10 protein-coding genes are annotated in these 21,171 nt (G+C 71.8%); 9 read left to right on the top strand and 1 reads right to left on the bottom strand.

Annotated features, from left to right (window positions below; genetic code table 11):
- The first annotated feature begins 140 nt into the window (after positions 1–140).
- The 6 genes from ACQHII_RS47135 to ACQHII_RS47110 all read left to right on the top strand — a co-directional run bounded on the left by ACQHII_RS47135 (position 141) and on the right by ACQHII_RS47110 (position 14,520).
- Positions 141–4,937, top strand: coding sequence for a protein kinase domain-containing protein (locus ACQHII_RS47135; RefSeq protein ID WP_427925091.1), 4,797 nt, complete (start codon positions 141–143; stop codon positions 4,935–4,937).
- The gene (locus ACQHII_RS47130) at positions 4,897–5,577 is read left to right on the top strand and encodes a response regulator (protein WP_427925090.1); all 681 of its coding nucleotides are present in this window, start codon (positions 4,897–4,899) and stop codon (positions 5,575–5,577) included. Before ACQHII_RS47135 ends, ACQHII_RS47130 begins: the two co-directional genes overlap by 41 nt.
- 319 nt (positions 5,578–5,896) lie before the next feature.
- Positions 5,897–7,180, top strand: coding sequence for a glycosyltransferase (locus tag ACQHII_RS47125; protein ID WP_427925089.1), 1,284 nt, complete (start codon positions 5,897–5,899; stop codon positions 7,178–7,180).
- Between the two features lie 145 nt (positions 7,181–7,325).
- Entirely contained in the window at positions 7,326–10,166 is a 2,841-nt protein-coding gene (locus tag ACQHII_RS47120) for an AfsR/SARP family transcriptional regulator (protein WP_427925088.1), read from the top strand.
- Positions 10,167–10,248: 82 nt separating this feature from the next.
- Entirely contained in the window at positions 10,249–11,094 is an 846-nt protein-coding gene (locus ACQHII_RS47115) for an alpha/beta fold hydrolase (RefSeq protein ID WP_427925087.1), read from the top strand.
- 33 nt (positions 11,095–11,127) lie between these two features.
- The gene (locus ACQHII_RS47110) at positions 11,128–14,520 is read left to right on the top strand and encodes an AfsR/SARP family transcriptional regulator (RefSeq protein ID WP_427925086.1); all 3,393 of its coding nucleotides are present in this window, start codon (positions 11,128–11,130) and stop codon (positions 14,518–14,520) included.
- A 93-nt stretch (positions 14,521–14,613) separates the two neighbouring features.
- Here the strand turns inward: ACQHII_RS47110 and ACQHII_RS47105 are convergent, their stop codons facing one another.
- Positions 14,614–15,528 (bottom strand): TIGR03619 family F420-dependent LLM class oxidoreductase, encoded by a 915-nt coding sequence (locus ACQHII_RS47105; RefSeq protein WP_427925085.1) that lies wholly within the window; start codon positions 15,526–15,528, stop codon positions 14,614–14,616.
- A gap of 668 nt (positions 15,529–16,196) precedes the next feature.
- On the opposite strand from ACQHII_RS47105, the gene ACQHII_RS47100 reads away from it, so the two are divergent.
- From ACQHII_RS47100 to ACQHII_RS47090, 3 genes are all read left to right on the top strand, one after another.
- Entirely contained in the window at positions 16,197–17,495 is a 1,299-nt protein-coding gene (locus tag ACQHII_RS47100; protein ID WP_427925084.1) for an MFS transporter, read from the top strand.
- Between the two features lie 34 nt (positions 17,496–17,529).
- A complete protein-coding gene (locus ACQHII_RS47095) occupies positions 17,530–20,034 on the top strand; it encodes an alpha-L-rhamnosidase N-terminal domain-containing protein (protein ID WP_427925083.1) in 2,505 nt (834 codons plus the stop codon).
- Between the two features lie 85 nt (positions 20,035–20,119).
- A complete protein-coding gene (locus ACQHII_RS47090) occupies positions 20,120–21,130 on the top strand; it encodes a LacI family DNA-binding transcriptional regulator (protein WP_427925082.1) in 1,011 nt (336 codons plus the stop codon).
- Positions 21,131–21,171: the final 41 nt, after the last annotated feature.

Below are 21,171 nucleotides of genomic sequence, written 5' to 3'. Positions count from 1 at the left end.
AAGCGGGGTGACTACTCCTCTGCACCGCACGGAAGTCCGGGGAAAACACGGACAACACCACGGTCGAAAAGATGTACAACATGTAAAGTCACGTTTCGGATCAACGTCGATCAACGTTGATCGGCGCGGGGGAGGAAGCCGTGAATCACCCCTCCATACCGGCCCACCGCTCGTCCGACTACGCGACGGTTCGGGTCCTCAACCGGACACCGACGGACGAGACGTTGCTGGCCGTGGACCGTGGCACCGGCGCGACGGTGCTCGTGCACAGCGTCGACGCGAGCCCGCTCCCGGCCGGGACGAGGGCCCACCTCGCACAGGAACGCGGGGCGCTGCGGGGACTGGACTGCCCCGAAGTGGTCACGGCGGTCGACGTGGACCATGTCGACGGCCGGCTGCGCGTCGTCGTACCCCATGCCGAAGGGGTGACCCTGCGCGAACGTCTGGCCTCCGGCCCCCTCACTCTTGCCGAGACAGTCAGAGCGGGGCGCACCCTGCTGACCGGGCTCGCCGCCATCCACAACCACGGTGCCGTGCACCGGGACGTCAAGCCGGAGAACATCATCGTCGACAGCGACGGGCCGGTGCGCACTGTCACGCTCGTCGACTTCGGGTTCGCCCTGAGCCCCGCGCTGACCCGGATTCTCCGCGCCCGGGCGGCCGGCGCCCCGCGGTACATGGCGCCCGAGGAGTCAGGGGTGCTGGACCGGCCCGTCGACGGCCGGGCCGACCTCTACTCGGTCGGCATCGTACTGTTCGAGTGCCTCGCGGGGCGGCCGCCCTTCGACGAGCCCAAGGTCCGGGACGTCCTGCGCCAGCACCTGTCGACTCCCCTGCCGCCGCTGGGTGGACTCGGTGTGCGGGCACCCCACGCGCTGGAGGAGGTCCTGCGCAGGCTCACGCACAAGGATCCCCAGGACCGCTATCGCTCGGCCGAGGCGGCGCTCGCCGACCTCGTCGACCTGGACGAGGCGCTGTGCCGAGGGGTGACCGAGCCGGACGTCGCGGTCGGCTCGCACGACTGGCGCCAGTCCCTGACCGAGCCTGCCCTCACCGGGCGCGGGAGCGAACTCGCGACACTGCACCGTGCCCTCACCGATGCCGGAGCGGGTACGAGCCGACTGGCGGTCGTGGAGGCGGAGTCCGGCGGCGGCAAGTCGCGGGTGCTCGACGAGTTCTGCCGCCGGGCCGCGGGCGCGGGCGCCTGGGTGTTACGCGGCCAGGGGATCGAGCTGGCGGCCCAGCACCCGCTGCAGGTGCTGGCCGGGGTGGTCACCGACATCACCGCCCGTCCTGGTCAGCTGTCGGCGTTCGTCGAACGGCTGGGCGACGCCGTCGGACCCCTCCGGCAGGCTCTGCCCGAACTCGCCGCGGTGCTGCCCGGCCCGGAGCGCACCACGGTCGTGTCGGAGACCCTGGCCCGGGCCCGTACAGTCACCGCGCTGGTGGACCTGCTCAGCGCACTCGGCACGGCCGACCGACCGGCCGTGGTGGCGCTCGACGACTGCCAGTGGGTGGACGAGCTCACCCTGCAGGTCCTCCACCAGTGGTTCGAGCGGCTGTCCGACGAGGCCGCCGACCCCGGACACGTACTCGTCGTCCTGGCGGTGCGGCCCGACGAGGGAGCCGTGTCCCGGCTCATGGCCGGGCTTCCCGGCGCCGAGCGGGTGCGCCTGCCCGGCCTGGACGCCGATCAGATCAGGAAGATCGTCACGTCGATGGCGGGTGTCGTGCCCGACGAAGCGGTTCGCGTCGTCATCGACCTCTCCCAGGGCAACCCCTTCATGGTCTCGGCGGTGCTGCGCGGCCTGGTCGAATCGTGTGCGCTGTCCGCGAGCGGCGACGGATGGCGGTTCAGTCCCACACCGGGTGGCTGGCGGGCGTCGCGGGAGGCGGCGGCGATTCTCGCCCAGCGACTCGCGCTGCTCGCCCCCGGCACACGACGGCTGCTCGCGGCCGGAGCGGTTCTGGGCCGGACCTTCGACCTGCGGCTCGCCGCGCTGCTGGCCGGGGCGACGGAACCCGACGTGTCCCCCGATGCGGACGCCGTTGTCCGACAGGCGGTCGAACGCCACCTCATCTGGCTGGACGCGGCGGGAAACTGCACCTTCGTACACGACCGGCTGAGGGAGAGCCTGCTCGCCGACCTCGGTGACACCGAGCTCGCCGCACTGCACCACAGGGCTGCCGAGCAGATCGAGGCCTCCGACCCCACCCGGGCGTTCGAGCTCGCCTACCACTTCGACGCGGCCGGCGAGCCTCGACAGGCGCTCGGCTACACGATGGAGTCCGCCGCCGCCGCTCGTGCCCGCCACGACTTCGAACTGGCCGAGCGCCAGTACCGGATCGCCGAGCGGGGGGCCCAGGAGGCCGATCCCGCGGTACGGTCCCGGGTCGCCGAGGCCCTGGGGCAGATCCTCACCCTCCGGGGGCACTACGACGAGGCAGCCGAACGATTCGAGCTCGCTCTCTCGCTGGCCGAGGACGACGTCGGCGTGGCGCGGCTCGAAGGCCAGCTCGGCGAGCTGCTCTTCCGGACCGACAACCTGGATGCCTCCGTACGCCACAGTGAGGCCGGGCTGCGGGTGCTCGGCGAACGGATTCCCACCGGGACGGTCATGGTCGTCCTCTCCCTGCTGTGGGAGATCCTGCGCCGGATGGCCACCGGCGGTCTGCGCATGCGGCGCGCGCCCCGCAGGGCCCTGGCCCGGGAGCGCGAGCTGGTGCGATCGCACCTCTACACACAGCTGCAGTATCCGCGCTGGTTCCACGACCGCCGGATAGACGCGATGTGGCTGATGCTGCGACAGGTCAACGTCGCGGAACGCTGCCCGGACAATCCGGAGCTGGCCCACTCCTACGGTGTCTGGGGCGGTGCCACGGCGCTCACCTTCCCGTCCCTCTCGCCCAGCGGACTGCGCTACGCCGACCGCTCGCTCGAACTCAGCAGGGCGCGGCACGACCTGCGCGGCGAGGGCCACGCCCTGAGCATGCGGACCTGCGTCCTCCTCGCCGCCGCCCGCTACCGGGAGGGAGCCGAGTCCGCACAGCGGGCGGCGGAGCTGCTCGGCCAGTTCGGCGACCGCTGGGAGGTCAGCTACGCCTCACGCAACCGCGCTCTGTGCCTCTACCGGCTGGGCCGCTTCGGCGAGGCCGTCGAGGAGGCCCGCCGTATCCACCGGGTGGGCGTCGAGATCGGCGATGTGAACGCCGAGGTGACCGCTCTGGAGGTGATCGCGAAGGCGACGGGTGGACAGGTGCCGGCCGCGCAGACCCGGCGCGCGCTGGGGCTGCGCGGTTTCGACCTGGAGGTGACGGCCGGGGCCGCGCAGGCCGAGGCACTCCGCCTCCGGCACGCCGGCAGGCTGGAGGAGGCCGCCGCATGCCTGGAGGAGACCGCACGCCGGGTGCACCGGTCCTGGCCGACCAGCGCCTACCTGGTGCCGGTGTACTCGTGGCTCGCGACGCTCCACCGCGAACTCGCCGAACGCGCCCTCGTGCCCGCTACGCGCAGGCGCATGCTGCGCCGGGCGCAGACCTCGGCACGGCGGGCGAAACACCACGCGCTGATCTACCCGGGCGAGCGACCGCACGCGCTGCGCGAGGCCGCGCTCGTCGCGGCGTTGCGAGGCCGACCGCGGCGCGCGCACATCCTCGCCGAAGGCAGCGCCGCCGCGGCCGTACGGCAGGAAGCCTGGGCGGAACTGGCCGAGACACGCCGGCAGTGCGGGCGCCTCGGCCTGCCGATGCCGCGCTCGGCCGTGCCGGAGGACAGCACCGCCGACTTCAACACCCCCACCGACCCGGCCGACCCACCCACGCTGGGACTGGCCGACCGCTTCGCGTCCCTGCTGGAAGCCGGGGCCCTGCTCGCCTCCGCCGACTCTCCCGAGGCGATCACGGACGCGGTCAGGCAGACGGCGACCGCCATACTCCGCGCCGACCGCTGCATAGTCGTAGGCCTCGGTCCCGACGACGGCATGTGGCCGGTCGACGCGCCGACCGGACCGGTCACGGGACGTGTGGTCGCTCAGCGGGCCGCGGAGCGCGGGCAGCCGATCGTGGTCAGTGAACCGTTCGACGCCGAGCACGACATCGGCGACAGTCTCATTCTCGCCGGTGTGCGTTCGCTGCTCTGCGCACCGGTGATCGTACGGAACGAGGTGACGGGCTGGTTCCTCGCTTCGCACTCGCAGGTCGGCCGACTGTTCGGGGAGGAGGAGGAACGGCTCGCCGAGTTCATCGCCAGGCTCGCCGGTGCGGCCATGGAACGTCAGTTGCTGCATCGGGAGTCACGCGCGCGGGTCATCGGTGCCCAGGAGGCGGAGCGTGCGCGCATCGCGCGCGATCTGCACGACGAGATCGGCCAGGCGCTCACCTCGGTGCTGCTCCAGATCCGGCTGATCGAGGACTGCGTGGCCAGGCCCGCGGCCGACCTTCGGTCGGTCGTCCTCACGAACACCTCGGAACTGCGCGATGCCGTCACCGCCGGACTGCGCACCGCGCAACGGCTGGCCTTCGACCTTCGCCCCGCCGTCCTGGACGACCTCGGGCTCGTCGCAGCGCTGCGCCGGCTCGTCGTCAATGCGGTCGGCGGCTCGGTGACCACCAGGCTGGAGGTGGTCGACCTGGACGACGGCGACCGGCTGCCCACGGACATCGAGACCACCGCGTACCGCGTCGTGCAGGAGGGGCTGACCAATGTCGCGCGTCATGCGAACGCGGCTGAATGCAGTGTCGTGATCGCCCGGCAGAACGGTCGCCTCCGACTGCTCGTCGAGGACGACGGCGTCGGCTTCGATCCGACCGGCGGGCACCCCTGCGGGCTCGGGCTGCGCGGGATGAGCGAGCGCGCCGGACTCGTCGGCGGAGTCCTGCGGGTGACCTCCACCCCCGGTGAGGGCACTGCCATCGTCTTGGAGGTACCCCTTGTCTGAGCCGTGCCGTGTACTCCTCTGCGACGACCACACGATCATGCGCAGCGGGCTTCGGCGCATCCTCAACGAAGCACCCGACATCGTGGTCGTGGCCGAGGCCGGCACGGCCGCCGCCGCTGTCGAGGCCGCCCTCACCGAGCGTCCCGATGTCATCGTCATGGACTTGACCCTGCCCGACGAGAGCGGAATCACGGCCATCGAGCGGATCAGGGCGGCGGGCTGCGCGAGTCGTGCGCTGGTGCTGACGATGCACGACGACATCGCCTACGTGCGGGAGGCCTTCGCGGCGGGCGCCGCCGGCTATCTCCTCAAGGCCGCGGCGGACGTCGAACTGCTGCGCGCGGTACGCGAGGTCGCGAGCGGCATGCGGTACGTCGATCCCACGATGGGAGCGGCACTGGTGGACGGCAGGCCGCAGCCTCGGAGCCTCGCGGCCGGAGCCGTCCTGTCGCTGTCCGAGCGCGAGCTGGAAATCCTGAGGCTGCTCGCGCTCGGCTACACCAATCCCGAGATGGCGGCGAACCTGAACCTCTCGGTCCGCACGATCGAGACCTACCGGTCCCGGATCCAGAAGAAGGTCGGACTCCGCTCACGCGCCGAACTCGCCGGTCTCGCCCGCGATTCGGGGCTGACCCGGTAACCCGCGGACGTTCGTCCATGACGGCACCGCCGAAGTCCGCGCCGGGGCCGGTCCAGCGGTTGCCCGTGCTCGACGAGCTGATCGAGCATGAAGCGGCCGACGAGGTGGAACTCGACGACGGCCGGGAAATCGACCCACGGCCACGCCCGGGCCATCGCTCTCGACGCCGGATGCCTACGCGGCGGACAACCCGTGGGGTGTGTGTGGCCACCACGCACCACCGACCTGTGAGACCCGCACTTTCCACCCCACTTTCTGCGCACACCGCTTTCCTACGATCTCGTCCCAGCCCACTGGTTTCGATCGCAGGGAGTTCCCCGTGGCCCAAGTCATCGCCACCGCAACGCCGTTCCACGGCCATGTCCAGCCCGTCCTCACCATCGCCGCCGATCTGGTCCGCCGCGGGCACGAGGTCCATGTGCTCACCGGAGCACGGTTCGCCGACGACGTACGGGCCGCGGGCGCCCGCCATGTGTCGCTGCCCCCGGCCGCGGACTTCGACGACCGGAAACTGGACGTCTACTTCCCCGAGCGCGCCGCGATACCGGCGGGTCCGGCGCAGCTGGAGTACGACCTGAAGTACATCTTCGGCGACCCGACCGCAGCCCAATATCGCGCACTGCGCGCTCTGCTGGCCCGATTCCCGGCGTCCGTGGTCATCAGCGAACCGCTCTTCTTCGGGGCGACCGCCCTCGCGCTGTCCGCCCCGCCCGGACACCGGCCGGCCGTGGTCGGTGTGGGGATCACCCTGCCGACCCTGCTCAGCGACGACGCGCCGCCCCTCGGCCTGGCGATGCCACCCATGATCGGGAACCAGGCCAAGAACCAGCACCGGTCGATGAACGCACAGGTCCGGGAGCTGTTCGCCGACACCCAGCGGCACTTGGAGGAGAACTTCGGGGAGAGCGGCACCGAACTGCCCGGGTTCATCCTCGACTCCATGGTGACCGTGCCGGACCACTACCTCCAGCTCACCGTCCCCGGTTTCGAGTACCCGCGTGGTGACGCGCCGCCCACCTTCCGTTTCGCCGGACCGCTGCCCGGCGCGCCCCAGCAGCCCCGGGAACTCCCCGACTGGTGGTCGGAACTGGAGCACGAGACGCGGCCGGTCGTCGTGGTCACCCAGGGCTCGTTCGCCAACGACGATCTCACCCAGCTCGTCCGTCCCGCGATCGACGCGCTGGCTGGTGAGGACGTCCTGGTCGTGGCGGCGACGGGACGCCCGGAGGGCCCGGCCGCAATCGGTGCCGTACCGCCGAACGCGCGCGTCGGCGGATATCTGCCCCTCGATCAACTCCTGCTCCACGCCGCGGTGTTGGTCACCAACGGCGGGTACGGGGGTGTGCACACGGCTCTGCGGCACGGGGTACCGCTCGTCGTGGGCGGAGCGGGAGAGGACAAGCCGGAGGTCGCGGCCCGGGTCGCGTGGAGCGGTGCCGGTGTCGACCTGCGCACCGGGACACCGTCACGGGAGGCGATCCTCGCCGCCGTACGCACGGTTCTGACGGAACCCGGACACCGCAGGCGCGCGGGCGAACTGCGAGACGATTTCGGCCGTTACGACGCGCTGGAGGTCGTCGCCGAGTTGGTCGCCGGGCTGTAGGGCGGGCCAAGACCCGCGCACAGCCCCGCTCTTCGCGACACACAGCGCGGCCAGGCCCCGCCACGCCTGAATTGTCCTGCTCCGTTCGGGTGGGTCCCGCCGATGCCTAGCATCGGAATCCGGTCGGTGGTGGAGGCGGGATCCGATGGCGTCAGCGGCGTTGAGATTCGCGGTACTTGGAGCGGTGCGGGTCTGGCGGGACGGCACCGAGGTGGATCCGGGGCCGCCGCTGCGCCGCACCCTGCTCGCGCTGCTGCTGGCCCGGGCCGGATCCCCGGTTCCGTTGCCGGAGATCGTCGACGGGCTGTGGGCGCAGGACCCGCCCGCCCGCGCCGTGAACATGGTGCACCGTCATGTCGGCGAGTTGCGCCGCCTGTTGGAGCCCGAGTTACCGAGTCGTGCCGAGGGAAGCTGGCTGGTACGCGGTGCCGACGGCTATCGGCTCACGGTGCCCGGTGGGTCCGTGGACCTGTTGCGGTTTCGCGAACTTGCCTCCGCAGCAAGGGCGTTGCGGCGCTCCGGTCAGCAGGAGCAGGCCGTCGAGATCTTCACCGAGGCGCTGGCGCTGTGGCACGGACCGGCTGCCGGGTGCCCGGTGCAGGCCCCCACGCACCCTGTGTTCACGGGGCTCGACCTGGAGTACGCCGCAGCCGTACGGGAGGCCGCCGACACCGCACTCGACTGCGGTACGGCGGACCGGGTCCTGTCGGCCCTGTCCGACAGCGCGGCCCGGTACCCCTTCGACGAGGGACTCCAGAGCCGCCTCGTCCTCGCCCTCGCCGCTACGGGTCGCCGGGCCGAGGCCCAGGAGGTGTACCGCTCCGCGGCAGCCCGGCTCGCCGACGACCTCGGTGTCGAACCAGGAGCCGAACTCAGGGCCGCCCACCGGCAGTCGGTCGGCGACCCGGTGCGTGAGACGGGTGCTGGGGAGCCTGCCGGACCGGGTGTGCCCGTGCCCGCCCAACTCCCCGCCGACCTGCCCGTGTTCACGGGCCGACAGGCCGAACTGGACCGGCTGCTCGCCCTGGTCGACGGCAGCGGCGACGGCGGGAGGGGCGGCCGGGCGCCGACCGCCGTCGCGATCGGCTCCATCGGCGGAACGGCCGGGGTCGGCAAAACCACGCTGGCCGTGCACCTGGCTCATCAGGTGGCCGACCGGTTCCCGGACGGGCAGCTGTACGTGAATCTGCGCGGCTTCGCCCCTGCCGCACCACCCCTCCCGCCGCAGAAGGCCCTTCGGGGCTTCCTCGACGCTCTCGGCGTGCCGCCGCAACGGATCCCCGCCGATCCGGACGCCCGGGCCGCCCTGTACCGCAGCCTGCTGGCGGGCCACCGGATGCTGGTGCTCCTCGACAACGCCCGTGACTCCGCCCAGGTCCAGCCGCTGTTGCCCGCCTCCCCCGGCTGCCTGGTCATCGTCACCAGCCGCAACCGGCTCACGGCCCTGGCCACCGCGGACGGCGCCCGTCCGCTCACCCTCGACGTCCTGACCCCGGCGGAGGCCCACGCGTCACTGGCGCTACGGCTCGGCACCGAACGGGTGGCCGCCGAGCCCGGGGCGGTGGACGAGATCGTGGAACTGACCGCAGGACTCCCGCTGGCCCTGGCCGTCGTCGCCGCCCGCGCCGCCTCACATCCGGAGTTCCCCCTGACCTCGCTGGCCGCCGAGCTGCGGGAGGCGCACGGTGGCCTCGGCGCGTTCCGCGAGCCGGAGGCCTTGGTGGACGTACAGGCGGTGTTCTCGTGGTCGTACGACACGCTCGGCCCCGACGCGGCACGCCTGTTCCGACTGCTGGCCCTTCACCCCGGGCCCGATGTCACCGTCCACGCCGCGGCCTCCCTCGCGGGCCTGCCCGTCCCCCGCACCCGGGCGCTGCTCGCCGAACTCACCGGCGCTCACCTCCTCACGGAGCACGCCCCGGGCCGTCACGCCTGCCATGACCTGCTGCGCGCCTATGCCGCCGAACTCGTCGTCGCGACCGAGAGCGAGGACGAGCGCGCGGCGGTCGTCCGCCGGGTGCTCGACCACTATCTGCACACCGCCCATGCGGCCCTGCTTCTCTTCGACCCGCCGCCCGCCCTCGTCACCCCCGTCGCGCCGGCCGAACCGACCGCCCTGCCACGGCCGCTCGCCGGCGACGTGGCGGCCCTGGACTGGTTCCGCACGGAGCGCGCGGTGCTGCTCGGCGTGATCCAGCTGGCCGTCGACGGCGGTTTCGACGCCCATGTCTGGCAGTTCGTCCGGGCCCTGGAACGCTTCAACGAACGGTTCGGCCACCTGCACGACAACCTGGCTCTGCAACGTACGGCGCTGGAGGCCGCCCAGCGGCTCGGGGACACCGGCGCGCTCGCGCACGCCCGCCACGGGCTCGGCCGGACCAGTCTCATGCTGGGCCGCTTCGGCGAAGCGGGCGAGCACCTCCGTGCGTCGTGGCGGCTGTTCGAGGAGTGCGGGGACGGGATGGGCCAGGGAGAGGCCCGTCTGAGCATCTGTTACCTGCTGTCCCGCCAAGGCAGGTTCGAGGAGGCCCTGGCCGAGGTCGCTCCCGCGCTCGGTCTGTTCCGCGCCTCCGGTCACCGCAAGGGACAGGCCTACGTGCTCGTCTCGCTGGCCTGGGGTGAGGCGAGCCTCGGCGACTGCCGGAGCGCGCTCACGCACGCGCACCAGGCGCTCGCCCTGTTCCAGGAACTCCGTGTCCGGATCGCCGAGGGCCATGTCTGGGACACCCTCGGCCATGTCCACCGCCAACTCGGCGAACACCGACGGGCCGTGGTCTGCCTCGTCCGTGCCGTCGCCCTGTTCGCCGAGGCCGGCGACCTCTACCACGAGGCGTGCGCGCTGGACCGGCTCGGCGACGCCCACCACGCGGCCGGCGATCACGAGAACGCGCTTCGCGACTGGCGGACCGCCCTGCGCGGACTCGCCGAGTTCGATCCCGTGTGGGCGGCCGGGATCCGCGCCAAGATCGGGAGTCCCGCCCCATGAGCCACGCAGTCACAACCGAGGCACACTTCGTCCATTCCCTCCTGCCTACGCTCCCCGCACCTACTTTCGAGGAGCACGCACAGTGACGTACACGGTGATCAACGGCAACCGGCTGTTCCACACGGACGAGGGCCCTGTCGGAGACACAACGGGTGAGACGGTTCTGTTCCTGCACGGCGCCACCTGCGACGCGCACGACTGGTCGGCGCAGATCGCCGCGTTCGCCACCCGCCACCGGGTGATCGCGCCGGACCTGCGCGGCCACGGACGCTCCTCGGGACCGGAGTCGGGTTCGGGGTCGGCCGGCGGGTATCACCCGCGGGACTTCGCGTCCGACCTCGCGGAACTGATCGACGCCGTCGACGGCGGACCGGTCGTCGTCGTGGGCCACTCCCTGGGCGCCGTCGCCGCCTCGGTCCTCGCGGTCGAGTTCCCCTCGCTGGTACGGGCCGTGGTCGCCGTCGACCCCCCGTACGGCTTCGAGGCGGAGCCCGTCGCGCGGACCGCCGCCCTCTTCCACGGCGCCGACCCCGTCGGGGTCGCCACGACGCTGCTCGGCGGGATCGAGGGACCCGACACGAGGCCCTGGGCCGCTTCCCTGCCCGTCTGGCACCGACGGCGGATACTCGGCATGGACCCGGAGACCGTACGCGCGATCTTCCTCGGCCTGAACGAGGACGGCGCCGATCTCGTCGTACGCCCGGGTGTCGAGAAGTACCTCGCGCGCCGCACCTGCCCGGTGCTGACCGTTTCGGCCGCGAACTCCCTGAAGATCAAGGGCATCGACGGGTACTGGGACACGTCCGTGAGCCCCCACCCGTACAGCTCGTCCGTGGTTCTCGACGACATCGGCCACTGGCTCTTCCAGGAGCGTCCGGAGGAGTTCAACGCGCTGGTGCTCGGATGGATCGGCGGGCTCACCGCCTGACGCACGGCAGGACACGGGGGCAGGGACGCACAGGTGACGAAGGACGAAGGGGCCGTTGTGGCTCGGGGTCGGGAGACGGGAGCGATGGTGCGGTTCGCGGTGCTGGGGCCGGTACGGGTCTGGCGGGACGGCGAGGAGGTCGGGCTGGGGCTGGCCCAGCAGCGGCTGCTGCTGGCACTGCTGGTGGCCCACGCCGGACACCCGGTCTCGATGGACGAGCTGGTCGACGCGCTCTGGGGCGAATCGCCGCCGGTCGCACCGGCCAACGCGGTGTACCGGCATGTCGGAGTGGTGCGCCGGCTGCTGGAACCCGGACTGGCGGTCCGGGCCCCGGGCACTCTGCTGATCCGCGACGCGGGAGGCTACCGGCTCGACGCGGACGCGGACACCGTCGACCTGCTGCGCTTCCGCGCTCTGCTGCGGCAGGCACGCTCGGCGCTGCGCGCCGGACAGGGGACGACCGGCCCGGAGGCGGCTCTGCCCCTGTTCCTGGAGGCACTGGCGTTGCGGACGGGGCCGGTGGCCACGGGAATCCCGCTGGAGGCTCGGACCCACCCGGTCTTCACCGCGTTGGAGCGCGAGTACCTGCTGGCCGTCAAGGACGCGGCCGACGCGGCCCTGGCGGGCGGCGCCACGGGCCACCTGCTCACGGTGCTGCACCGCACGGCGTGCGAGCATCCGCTCGACGAGCAGCTCCAGGCCCGGCTCGTGCGCGTACTGGCTGCGACGGGCCAGCGGGCGGAGGCGCTCGACGTCTGGCAGCGGGTACGCGTCCGGCTCGACGCCGAGCTAGGTATCGCGCCCGGCGCCGAACTGCGGGCCGCGCAGACGGAGGTGCTGCGCGACACCTCCGCGCTCGTCCCGCCCGGTGGTGCCGCTGCCCCGTCGGGCACCGCACAGACCCCCTCGCGTATCGAACGGGCTTCCTCGCGGTCCGTGCCGGGACGTCCCTCCGCCGGGCCGGAGCGTTCCGGCGACCTGCCCGGGTGGACGGCGGCCCGGATTCCCGGACAACGGAGTGCGGCGGACGGACCGTCGGGCAGGTCGGGACCGACGGTGCCCGGCCGCCGGGCCGGTGCGCGCACGGCACGCGGCGAAGGCACGGTCGGCGGCGGCCGTCCCACGAGCGGCAGCGGGCCTGCGGAGCGCGAGAGCCGGCGTGCCGACGCGGACGTCCGACCGATGCGTGTCGCGACCACCGGCGTGCCCGTCGCACCAGGCATGCCGACCGCGACCACGGACCTCCCCGCAGCCCCGGATCGCCCCCTGTTCCTCGTGTCCGGCGCGTCCCAGGAGCAGCACTCCGGGTCCGCGACCCCCTTCGCCCGTCCGGCCCAACTACCCGCCGATCTCAGCATGTTCGCCGGGCGCCGGACCGAACTCGCCCAGTTCGCCGATCTGTTGACGGGCTCGGCTCCCACCACCCGGATCGCCGTGATCAGCGGCATGGGCGGTATCGGCAAGACCACGCTGGCCGTGCACTGGGCACACCGGATCGCCCACCGTTTCCCGGACGGGCAGTTGTATGTGAACCTGCGCGGCTTCGACCCGGACGGAACCACCAAGGACCCGGGCGAGGCCCTGCGCGGCTTTCTGGAGGCGCTCGGCGTGCCGCCGCAGCGGATACCGGTCGACGAGGCCGCCCAAGCGGGCCTCTACCGGAGCCTGCTGGCGGGGCGACGCACGCTGATCCTGCTGGACAACGCGCGAGACGCGGATCAGGTCCGCCCACTGCTCCCCGGCAGCGCCGGTTGCCTGGTCGTCGTCACCAGCCGGAACCGTCTCTTCGGCCTGATCACCGCCGAAGCCGCCCGGCCCCTGATCCTGGCCCAGCTCAAGGAGCCCGAGGCCCGGGAATCACTCGCCCGCCGGCTCGGTGCCGGCCGCGTGTCCGCAGAGCCGCGGGCCGTCGACGAGATCGTCGCCCGCTGTGCCGGACTTCCGCTGGCTCTCGCCGTGGTGGCCACCCGGGCCGCCGTCCACCCCGGATTCCCGCTCGCCGCGATCGCGGCGGAACTGCGCGAGGCCCACGGAAGCCTCGACGCGTTCACGGACCCCGACCCGGCAGGCGACGTACGGGCGGTGTTCTCATGGTCGTACCACGCCCTGAGTCCCGCTGCGGCCCGGCTGCTGCGGCTGCTGTCCCTGCACCCGGGCCCGGACGTCGCTCTGCCGGGCGCCGCGGCGAGCGCCGGGATCGCTCCCGCGGACATCCGCCCCCTGCTGGCCGAACTCACCCGCGCCCACCTGCTCGGCGAGCACGCGCCCGGCCGCTACTCCTGCCACGACCTGCTGCGTACGTACGCCATGGAACGCTCGGGGGCCGAGGACGCCGCCGCCGACCGGGACGCGGCCGTGCACCGGCTCCTCGACCACTACCTGCACACCGCGCACACCGCCGGCCGGCTCTTCTCCCCCGCGTGGACCACGAGCCCCCTCACCGAGGCCCAACCCGGCGCGGGGGCCATGGAGTTCGCGGACGACGGGGCGGCGCTGAGCTGGTACACGGCCGAGCGGCGGGTACTGGGCGAGGCCGTCGCGCTGGCCGGCCGACTGGGATACGACTCCCATGTCTGGCAGTTCGCCTGGACGTTGGAGCGCTTCTTCGACCGGCAGGGACACTGGCACGAGTCCGCCGCCGTACAGCGCGCGGGTCTCGACGCCGCCGTCCGCGAGGGACACCGGGCCGCGCAGGCACACCTGCACCGCGGGCTCGCCCGGGCCAGCGCTCGGCTGGAACGGTACGACGACGCCCAGGCGCACATCCGGCTCTCCCTCGACCTGTTCACCGAACTCGGCGACCGGCTCGGCCTCGCGCACGCGCTCCGCAGCCACGGCTGGCTGCTCGACCGGCTGGACCGCCACGAGGAGGCACTCGACTCGGCAGGGAGAGCACTCCGCCTTTACCAGGATCTCGGTGAGCATCTCCCCGCGACGAGCGCCCTGCACGCCCTGGGCTGGACGCATGTCCTGCGCGGTGACCACCGGCGGGCCGCAGACCTCTTCGAGGAGGCCCTCGCCAGGCTCGCCGGGCAGGGCGACCACCGCTACGCCGAGGCCGGCGTCCGGGACAGTCTCGGCGTGGCCCGTCACCACCTGGGCGAACACGAGCAGGCCGTGGTCGGCTACCAGTGCGCGCTGCGCCTCTACCGCGAGGTCGGCGACACCTTCAACGAGGCCGGGACGCTGCGCCGCCTCGGCGACACCTATCTCGCGACCGGCGACACCGGGGCGGCCCGCACGGTCTGGGAGCGCGCGGCGCAGCTCTTCGCCCGGACCGATCCCACGGCGGCAGCCGAGATCCGTACCCGGCTGTGCGCACTGGGCGACACCGGACCTGCTCCGCGCATCGCCGCGGTGCCCGTCACGGACCCGGCGTACGCCCCGGACGAAGAGTCCGTTGTCCCCGACTTCTCGCCGGACTAGGACCCATGCCGTCGTGAGCCCTGCGGCTGTCCCTGCCGGAAGCCGCCGGGCCGGACCTCCGTTGCGGGAGGCCCGGCCGAGGGGGAGAAGTCGCTACGCACGCAGTCGCTTGATCAACGCCTCGGCGGTGGTGAGGAGTTCGTCCGTCGTGTTCGTGGTCTGTTGGAGGTCGATCAGCACCTCGTCGGCACCCGCCCCGGCCGTACCGAGGAGGTAGTCGGCGACCTGGGCCAACGTTCCCACGTTCGGCACGAGTTCCGCCGGAGCCTCGCCCTCGGTCAATCGGGGGTTGACCCTGACGACCATGCGCAGCGCGGACGCGTCCCGTCCGACCGCGTCCGCGGCCAGCCCGATCGTGCTCCACATCGCCGTCAGCGCGGGCAGCGGCAGTCCCACGGCCAGCCAGCCGTCGGCACGCCGGCCGATCCGCTCAAGGGTGGCGTGCGAGAATCCGCCGAGCAGGATGGGCGGACGGGGGCTCTGCACCGGCTTGGGCTCGACAACCGACGGCGGGATCGTCCACCGCTCGCCGTCGTGCCGTACGGTTTCGCGGGTCCAGATGGTCTCGGCCACGTCCAGCCACTCCTCCAGACGGGCCCCGCGCCCCTCCCACTGCACACCGGCCGCCCGGTACTCGTCCCGCAGCCAGCCGAGGCCGAGGCCGACGTCCAGCCGTCCGTGACTGAGGACGTCGAGGGAAGTGAGAGTCCGGGTGAGCAACACCGGGCTGTGCCACAGGGCGTTGAGCGTGCTGGTGCCGAGCCGTACGCGCGTCGTCACGGCCGCGGCCAGGGTCAGCACGGTGAGCGGATCCAGGAAGGTGCGGTACTGCTCCGGCATCGTGCCGTCGCCGCCCGGATACGGGTCGCTCGGTTCCAGTGGTGCGAGGATCCGGTCCGCGGCCCACAGGCTGTCGAAGCCCAGGCTCTCCGCGGCGCGAGCCACCTCGTCGATCGCTTCCGGTGTGGCGAACGCGCCGTACTGAGGTACGGCAAGACCTATCCGCATCTGGTGGAACTCCTTCGCGTGGCAGCGGGCCGGCGGGCCTGCGGGTGTCCCACGCTAGGTCGCGCTTGTGCGCGAGAACTGTTCGGAAAGTGGGGTGCGGACGATCACCGCGCGCCATCCGGCGGGACCAGGTATTCCGATTTCCCGACGACCGGGTGCAGATGCATCACCGCTTCCACTCCGAGCGGTACGGGAAGGCGTCCTCGCGCTACGCCGATGCGGACCATGCCGAATCGATCATTGTTCGTGCCGTTCGCGGCGGCACACGCTCGAAGCTCCCACCAGGCCCCCGGTGAGGCAGGTGCCCGAGTTCCCTGTCCGACAACCATCACGTGGGACACGACCGGTTCGGCATCGAGTTCCACGCGAATCAATACTTAATCGCTAAAGTCCGCCGGACATCGATCTCGGCCGCGCGCCACAAGAGAGCCGACCGGCCCCCGCGACGACCCCTTCCCGTCGAAGACCAGTCCAGACATCACTTGGACAAGTGATCACGACCGGTAATCGCGTCCCGCTCATTGACGCCGACACCACAGCATGCCTATCTTCCGAACGGTACTGAAACCATTCAGTACGCGCCGACCGGGACTCCCCCGCCTCGGTGGTCTCTGTGCCGCTACACACATTCCTCAGCGCTGCATCCCCGTCAAGGAAGACGAGAACAGATGAACGCTCTCAAGCCTCAGATCCCCAGAGCCCTGTGGTTCCGATCCGGTGTGGCTGGGATGGCCTCCTACCTGGACGCGGCGGCGATCGTGTCCACAGGAACGGCGCTCGTGCTCTACAAGGACCAACTCGGCCTGGGCAGTGGCGAGATCGGCTCGCTGTCCTCCGCACTCACGCTGTCGATCGCCGCCGGTGCGCTCCTCGGCGGTCGCCTCGGCGACCGGTACGGCCGCCGTCGGGTGTTCATGGCCACCGTGACCCTGCTGGCGCTGGGCGCCGTCCTGCTCGCCCTGGCCACCGACAGCGCGTTCCTCTACGTGGGTGTCGTACTCGCCGGGTTCGCGGCCGGCGCCGACCTGCCGGTGTCGATCTCCCTGATCGGGGAGGAGGCACCGGAGGGCGCCCGCGGCAAGCTCGTGGCCCTGTCCCAGGTGCTGTGGTATGTGGGCATCTTCGCGACGCAGCTGATCGGCCTGGCGGTCGGCGGCATGGGTGCCACCGGCGCACGCGTTCTCTACGCGCATGTGGCCGTGGTCGCGGTCCTGGTCCTGGTGTTCCGCTTCAGGCTGCCGGAGTCCCGGCAGTGGCTCGACCAGCAGCGCAAGGCCGGCCCCGGAGCCGGAGGCGCGGCCGGTCGCTCCTCGGTGCGCCAGTTGCTGACGAAGCCCCGTCTGACAGCCCTGGCCGGGTTGGCCCTGTTCTACTCGCTGACCAATCTCGCGGCCAACACCAAGGGTCAGTTCGGCGCCTACCTGTACGTCGAGGTCGCGGGCAGCACCGTGCGCGTCGCCTCCGCGGTCGGCCTGGTGACACTGGTCGTCAGCATCCCGCTGGCCATGCTCTTCATGCAGATCGTCGACGGACGGAACCGTATGCGCTGGTACACGGTCGGCGCGGTCTCCTTCGTCCTGTCCTGTGCCGTCCCCGCCGTGTTCGGGGTGCATGTGTGGACGCTCGCGACGGCGAACATCACCGGCGCCCTCGGCACCGCCCTCGCCTTCGAAGGGATCTTCAAGGTGTGGTCGCAGGAGGCCTTCCCGACGCTGCTGCGGGCGACGGCCCAGGGCTCGATCATCGCCTTCGCCCGGGTGGTGGCCGCCGCGGTGGCCCTGTGGACGCCGATGCTGCTGGACGCCGGCCCCCGTGTCATGTTCGCCGCGCTGGCCGTCGTCGTCGCCGTCGCCACCTGCCTCGGCGCCTTCCTCAACCGTCTGCCCAAGATCCGGCCGGAGGTACCGAGCGGCTCCGTGACCGTCGTGACCGCACAGGTCGGTGCGGCTCCGGTCGACGGCAGCTGATCACCTCCCCCCGGACGTATACAGGAAAGGCACCATGCCCAGCGCACCGCAGTCCGCCGCCGCAGCCTCCCCTCGCCCCACCGTGCCATGGCGCGCCGTCGGTTGGCGCGGTCACTGGATCGGCCATCCCGACGACGTGGTGGAGCCGGGCCGTGCCCTTCCTCCGCGAACCGACGGCAGCGGCGGGCTGGTCCGCCAACTATTCCGGACCACCTGCGAGTTGGAGTCGGTGCCGGCCCGGGTCCCCGCCCGGCTCACCGCCGACTCCCGTTACGTCCTCTTCGTCAACGGCGAACACGTCGGCCGGGGCCCGGTCCGGTCCCAGCCGCGCCGCATGCGCTACGACGAGTACGACCTCTCCCCCCATCTGCGTCCGGGCAGCAACACCGTCACTGTCCTCGTCACCTACTACGGGGACCCCAACGCCTTCTGGCAGCCCGCCGTGCCCAACGCCACGCTGGGCCGTCACGCCACTCTCGTCTTCGAGGCGGACCTCGGCGACATCTGGCTGACCAGCGACGGCAGTTGGACCGTTCGGCGCGTGGCCGGCCTGGAAGCGGCGCCCCCGCACGGATTCCACGGCATTCCCGTCGAACTCGTCGACGCACGGCGACTGTCCGCGGACTGGCTGACCCGGCACGAGGGACCGGACTGGCGGCCCACCCGCCTGATGCGCGCCGGGCACATGGGCGCCCTGGCCCGTTCACAGCCGCCGACCGATCCGTACGGAGCACTGCTCCCACGCCCCATCGGGGCACTGGAAGAGACCGCGCTCACGGCTCGGACGTACTGGTGCAGCGAGGAGATCGCCTTCGCCGCGGACCTCGACCATCCCGTCTCCCGGGTCACCGAGTTCTTTCGGCAGCGCGGGGACGTGCCGCGCGAGGCGGCCACCGCCCCGGTCCGCTTCCGTGCCGAGCCGGGCACGGCGCGCCTGGTCACCGTCGACTTCGGGCGAGTGGTCTGCGGCCTGGTCGGATTCCCCGTCACCGCTCCGCGCGGCACCCGGATCGACATCCTCCATCAGGAGAAGGACGTCGATCCCTTCAAGGCGGGCCTGATCTCCAACATCACCGGCGCGCGCTACATCGCCCGCGGCGACGACGACGCCTTCGAGGCCCTGGAGGTGAGCGGCCTGCGCCTGGTGCGGTTGCTGGTCACTTCCGAGCGGTCCGGAGACGTCGTCATCGGTGAGGTCGGCGTGCGCGAGCGCCTGTACCCGATCCGAGGAGCGGCGTACTTCCGGTCCAGTGACGGGGAGATGGACCGGCTCTACGCGGCGGGCCGTCGCACGGTCACCCTCAACGCACAGGACGCCTTCACCGACTGCCCGACCCGGGAGCAGCGGGCGTGGGTGGGGGACGGGGTGGTGCATCAACTCGTCCACCTGACGACGTCCACCGACTGGTCCCTGGCCCGGTGGTACCTGGAGCTGGCCAACTCGCCGCGCGAGGACGGGCTGTTGCCCCGGAGTGTCGTGGGTGAGATGGAGTACCTCGGCGGCACCACCATTCCCGACTGGGCACTGAGCTGGGTGCACGGCGTCCACAACCTGTACCGCTACGAAGGCCTTTCGGCGACCGTACGCGAACTGCTGCCCTCCGTGGAGCGCGTACTGCGCTGGTACCTGCCCTACCGAAACGGGCACGGCGTCCTCGAACACGTACCGGAGTGGAATCTGGTCGACTGGTCCGCCGTCTTCCTGACCGGCACGAGTTCCATCCTGACCGCCATGTGGGCCAGGGCGCTGCGTGAGTTCGCCGACATCAGCGCGGCCTGCGGCAATGCCGGAAACGCCGCCTGGGCGCGGGCGCTGTGGGAGCAGGCACGAGCCGGCTTCGAGGTGTTCTGGGATCCCGGGCGGGAGACATATGTCGACCATCTCGTGGACGGTGTACGGCAGTTGCCGGCATCCCAGTTGGCCGGAGCGACCGCGATCGTGTCCGGCCTCGCGCCTGCCGGCCGCTGGGACGCGGTGGCCGACTGGATCTCGGATCCGAAGCGACTGGTGGTGCGGTCCTGGATCGGCGGCGACGACGGGGGCTACGACGACACCAAGATCGCCGACCAGTTGCGCGGCGTGCGGAACGTGACCTGGGACGCCCGCGACGAGGTGGTCCGAGCGGAGCCGTTCGCCAGCCACCTGGTCCACGAGAGCCTCGCGCTGTGCGGCAGGAAGCGCGAGCTGGCCGATGCGCTGCGCGACTGGAGCCAGTTCCTCACCGACGGCTACGACACCTTCGGCGAATGCTGGGGGTGGGGCACCCCCGCCCATGGCTGGAGCTCCACCCCGACCAGCGACATCGTGCGCCATCTGCTGGGCATCGAGCCCGATGAATCCGGGTTCCTCTCCGCCCGGATCCGACCCGCGTTCGGAGTGATCAGCGAGATGAGCGGCGCCGCTCCCACCCCCTACGGCCTGCTGCACGTACGGGTCAGCGGCACCACGTGCGACGTCGACAGCCCCGTGCCGTTCACCTTCCGGGCGGCCGACGGAACCACCACGACGCATCGGGCCGGCCGAGTCGTCCTTGACTGATCGTCGTCACGGCCGGTCGCTGTAACGTGCTGGCCGATAGGCTGGAGCGGCGGCGCTTCGAGCCCGTGATCTCGAAGGACGGTTCATGCCCCGGCAATCCCGACGCCCCACCGTAGGTGACGTGGCCCGCCTCAGCGGTGTCTCCGCGGCGACGGTCAGCTACGTGCTCAACAAGAGCCCTGGGCAGAAAATCTCCGAGGCCACCACCGACCGGGTGCTGCGGGCCGCGGAACAGCTCGGCTATGTCCCCAACGCGGCCGCCCGCACTCTGCGTCGCGGCCACTCGCGGGTGGTCCTGGTCGTGGTCGACACACTGAACGTCGGCCGGACCAACGCCCGCAGCGTCGAGCCGCTCATCGAGGCCGTGACCTCCTGCGGCCTCACCGCGCTGACGTATTCACTCACCTCCGATCTGGAACTGGTCGACGTCGTACAGACGTTGCAGCCGTTCGCCGTCGCGACCGTTCCCTTCACCACCGCCGCCCTGCGGCGGCGTCTGCTGGATGCCGGCACCCGGCACGTCATCGGGCTGAACACCGCGGAGGACGAGAACCTCGAACCCAGGCGGCCCGGAGAGGCGGCGATCGGCAGGGCCCAGATCCGCCACCTCGCCGAGCGCGGCCGGACGAAGCTCGTCTATGTGCTCCCGGACGAGTCCCCGCGACTGCCGATCGCACGGGCACGTCTTCGCGGCGCCCAGGAGGAGTGCGCGCTCCAAGGCCTTCGCGCGCCCCTGGTGTTGTCGCTGCCGATGGACCGTGCCACCGTCGCCGACGCGTTGTCCTCGCTCGATTCCCTGCGCGGCACGGGGGGCGTGGCGACCGCGGACGACCCCATGGGCATGGCCGTCCTGGGCGCCATGGCGGATCTGGGCTGGGCCGCCCCCGCCGACCTGGCCGTGGTCGGCGCCGACAACTTCGTCGAGGGCGGGTTCACCGTCCCTGCGCTCACCTCGGTGTACCTTCCGCTGGCCGACCTCCGGAGCGCCGCCGCGGACTGGCTGAACCAGATCCTCGCAGGAGAGGGTCCCACCACCGATCACGATCTGCTGGGCTGGGACGTTGCGGCCGAGTGCGTGATCCGTCAGTCGTCCTGACCCGGCATCCCGCTCACGGGCCGCACGGTGTGTCCCTGGTG

This window comes from Streptomyces sp. cg40 (assembly GCF_050320165.1).
Lineage (GTDB): Bacteria > Actinomycetota > Actinomycetes > Streptomycetales > Streptomycetaceae > Streptomyces > Streptomyces hokutonensis.
Note: the sequence above shows the minus strand (reverse complement) of the source record. Positions and strands in the feature narration are given on the sequence as shown.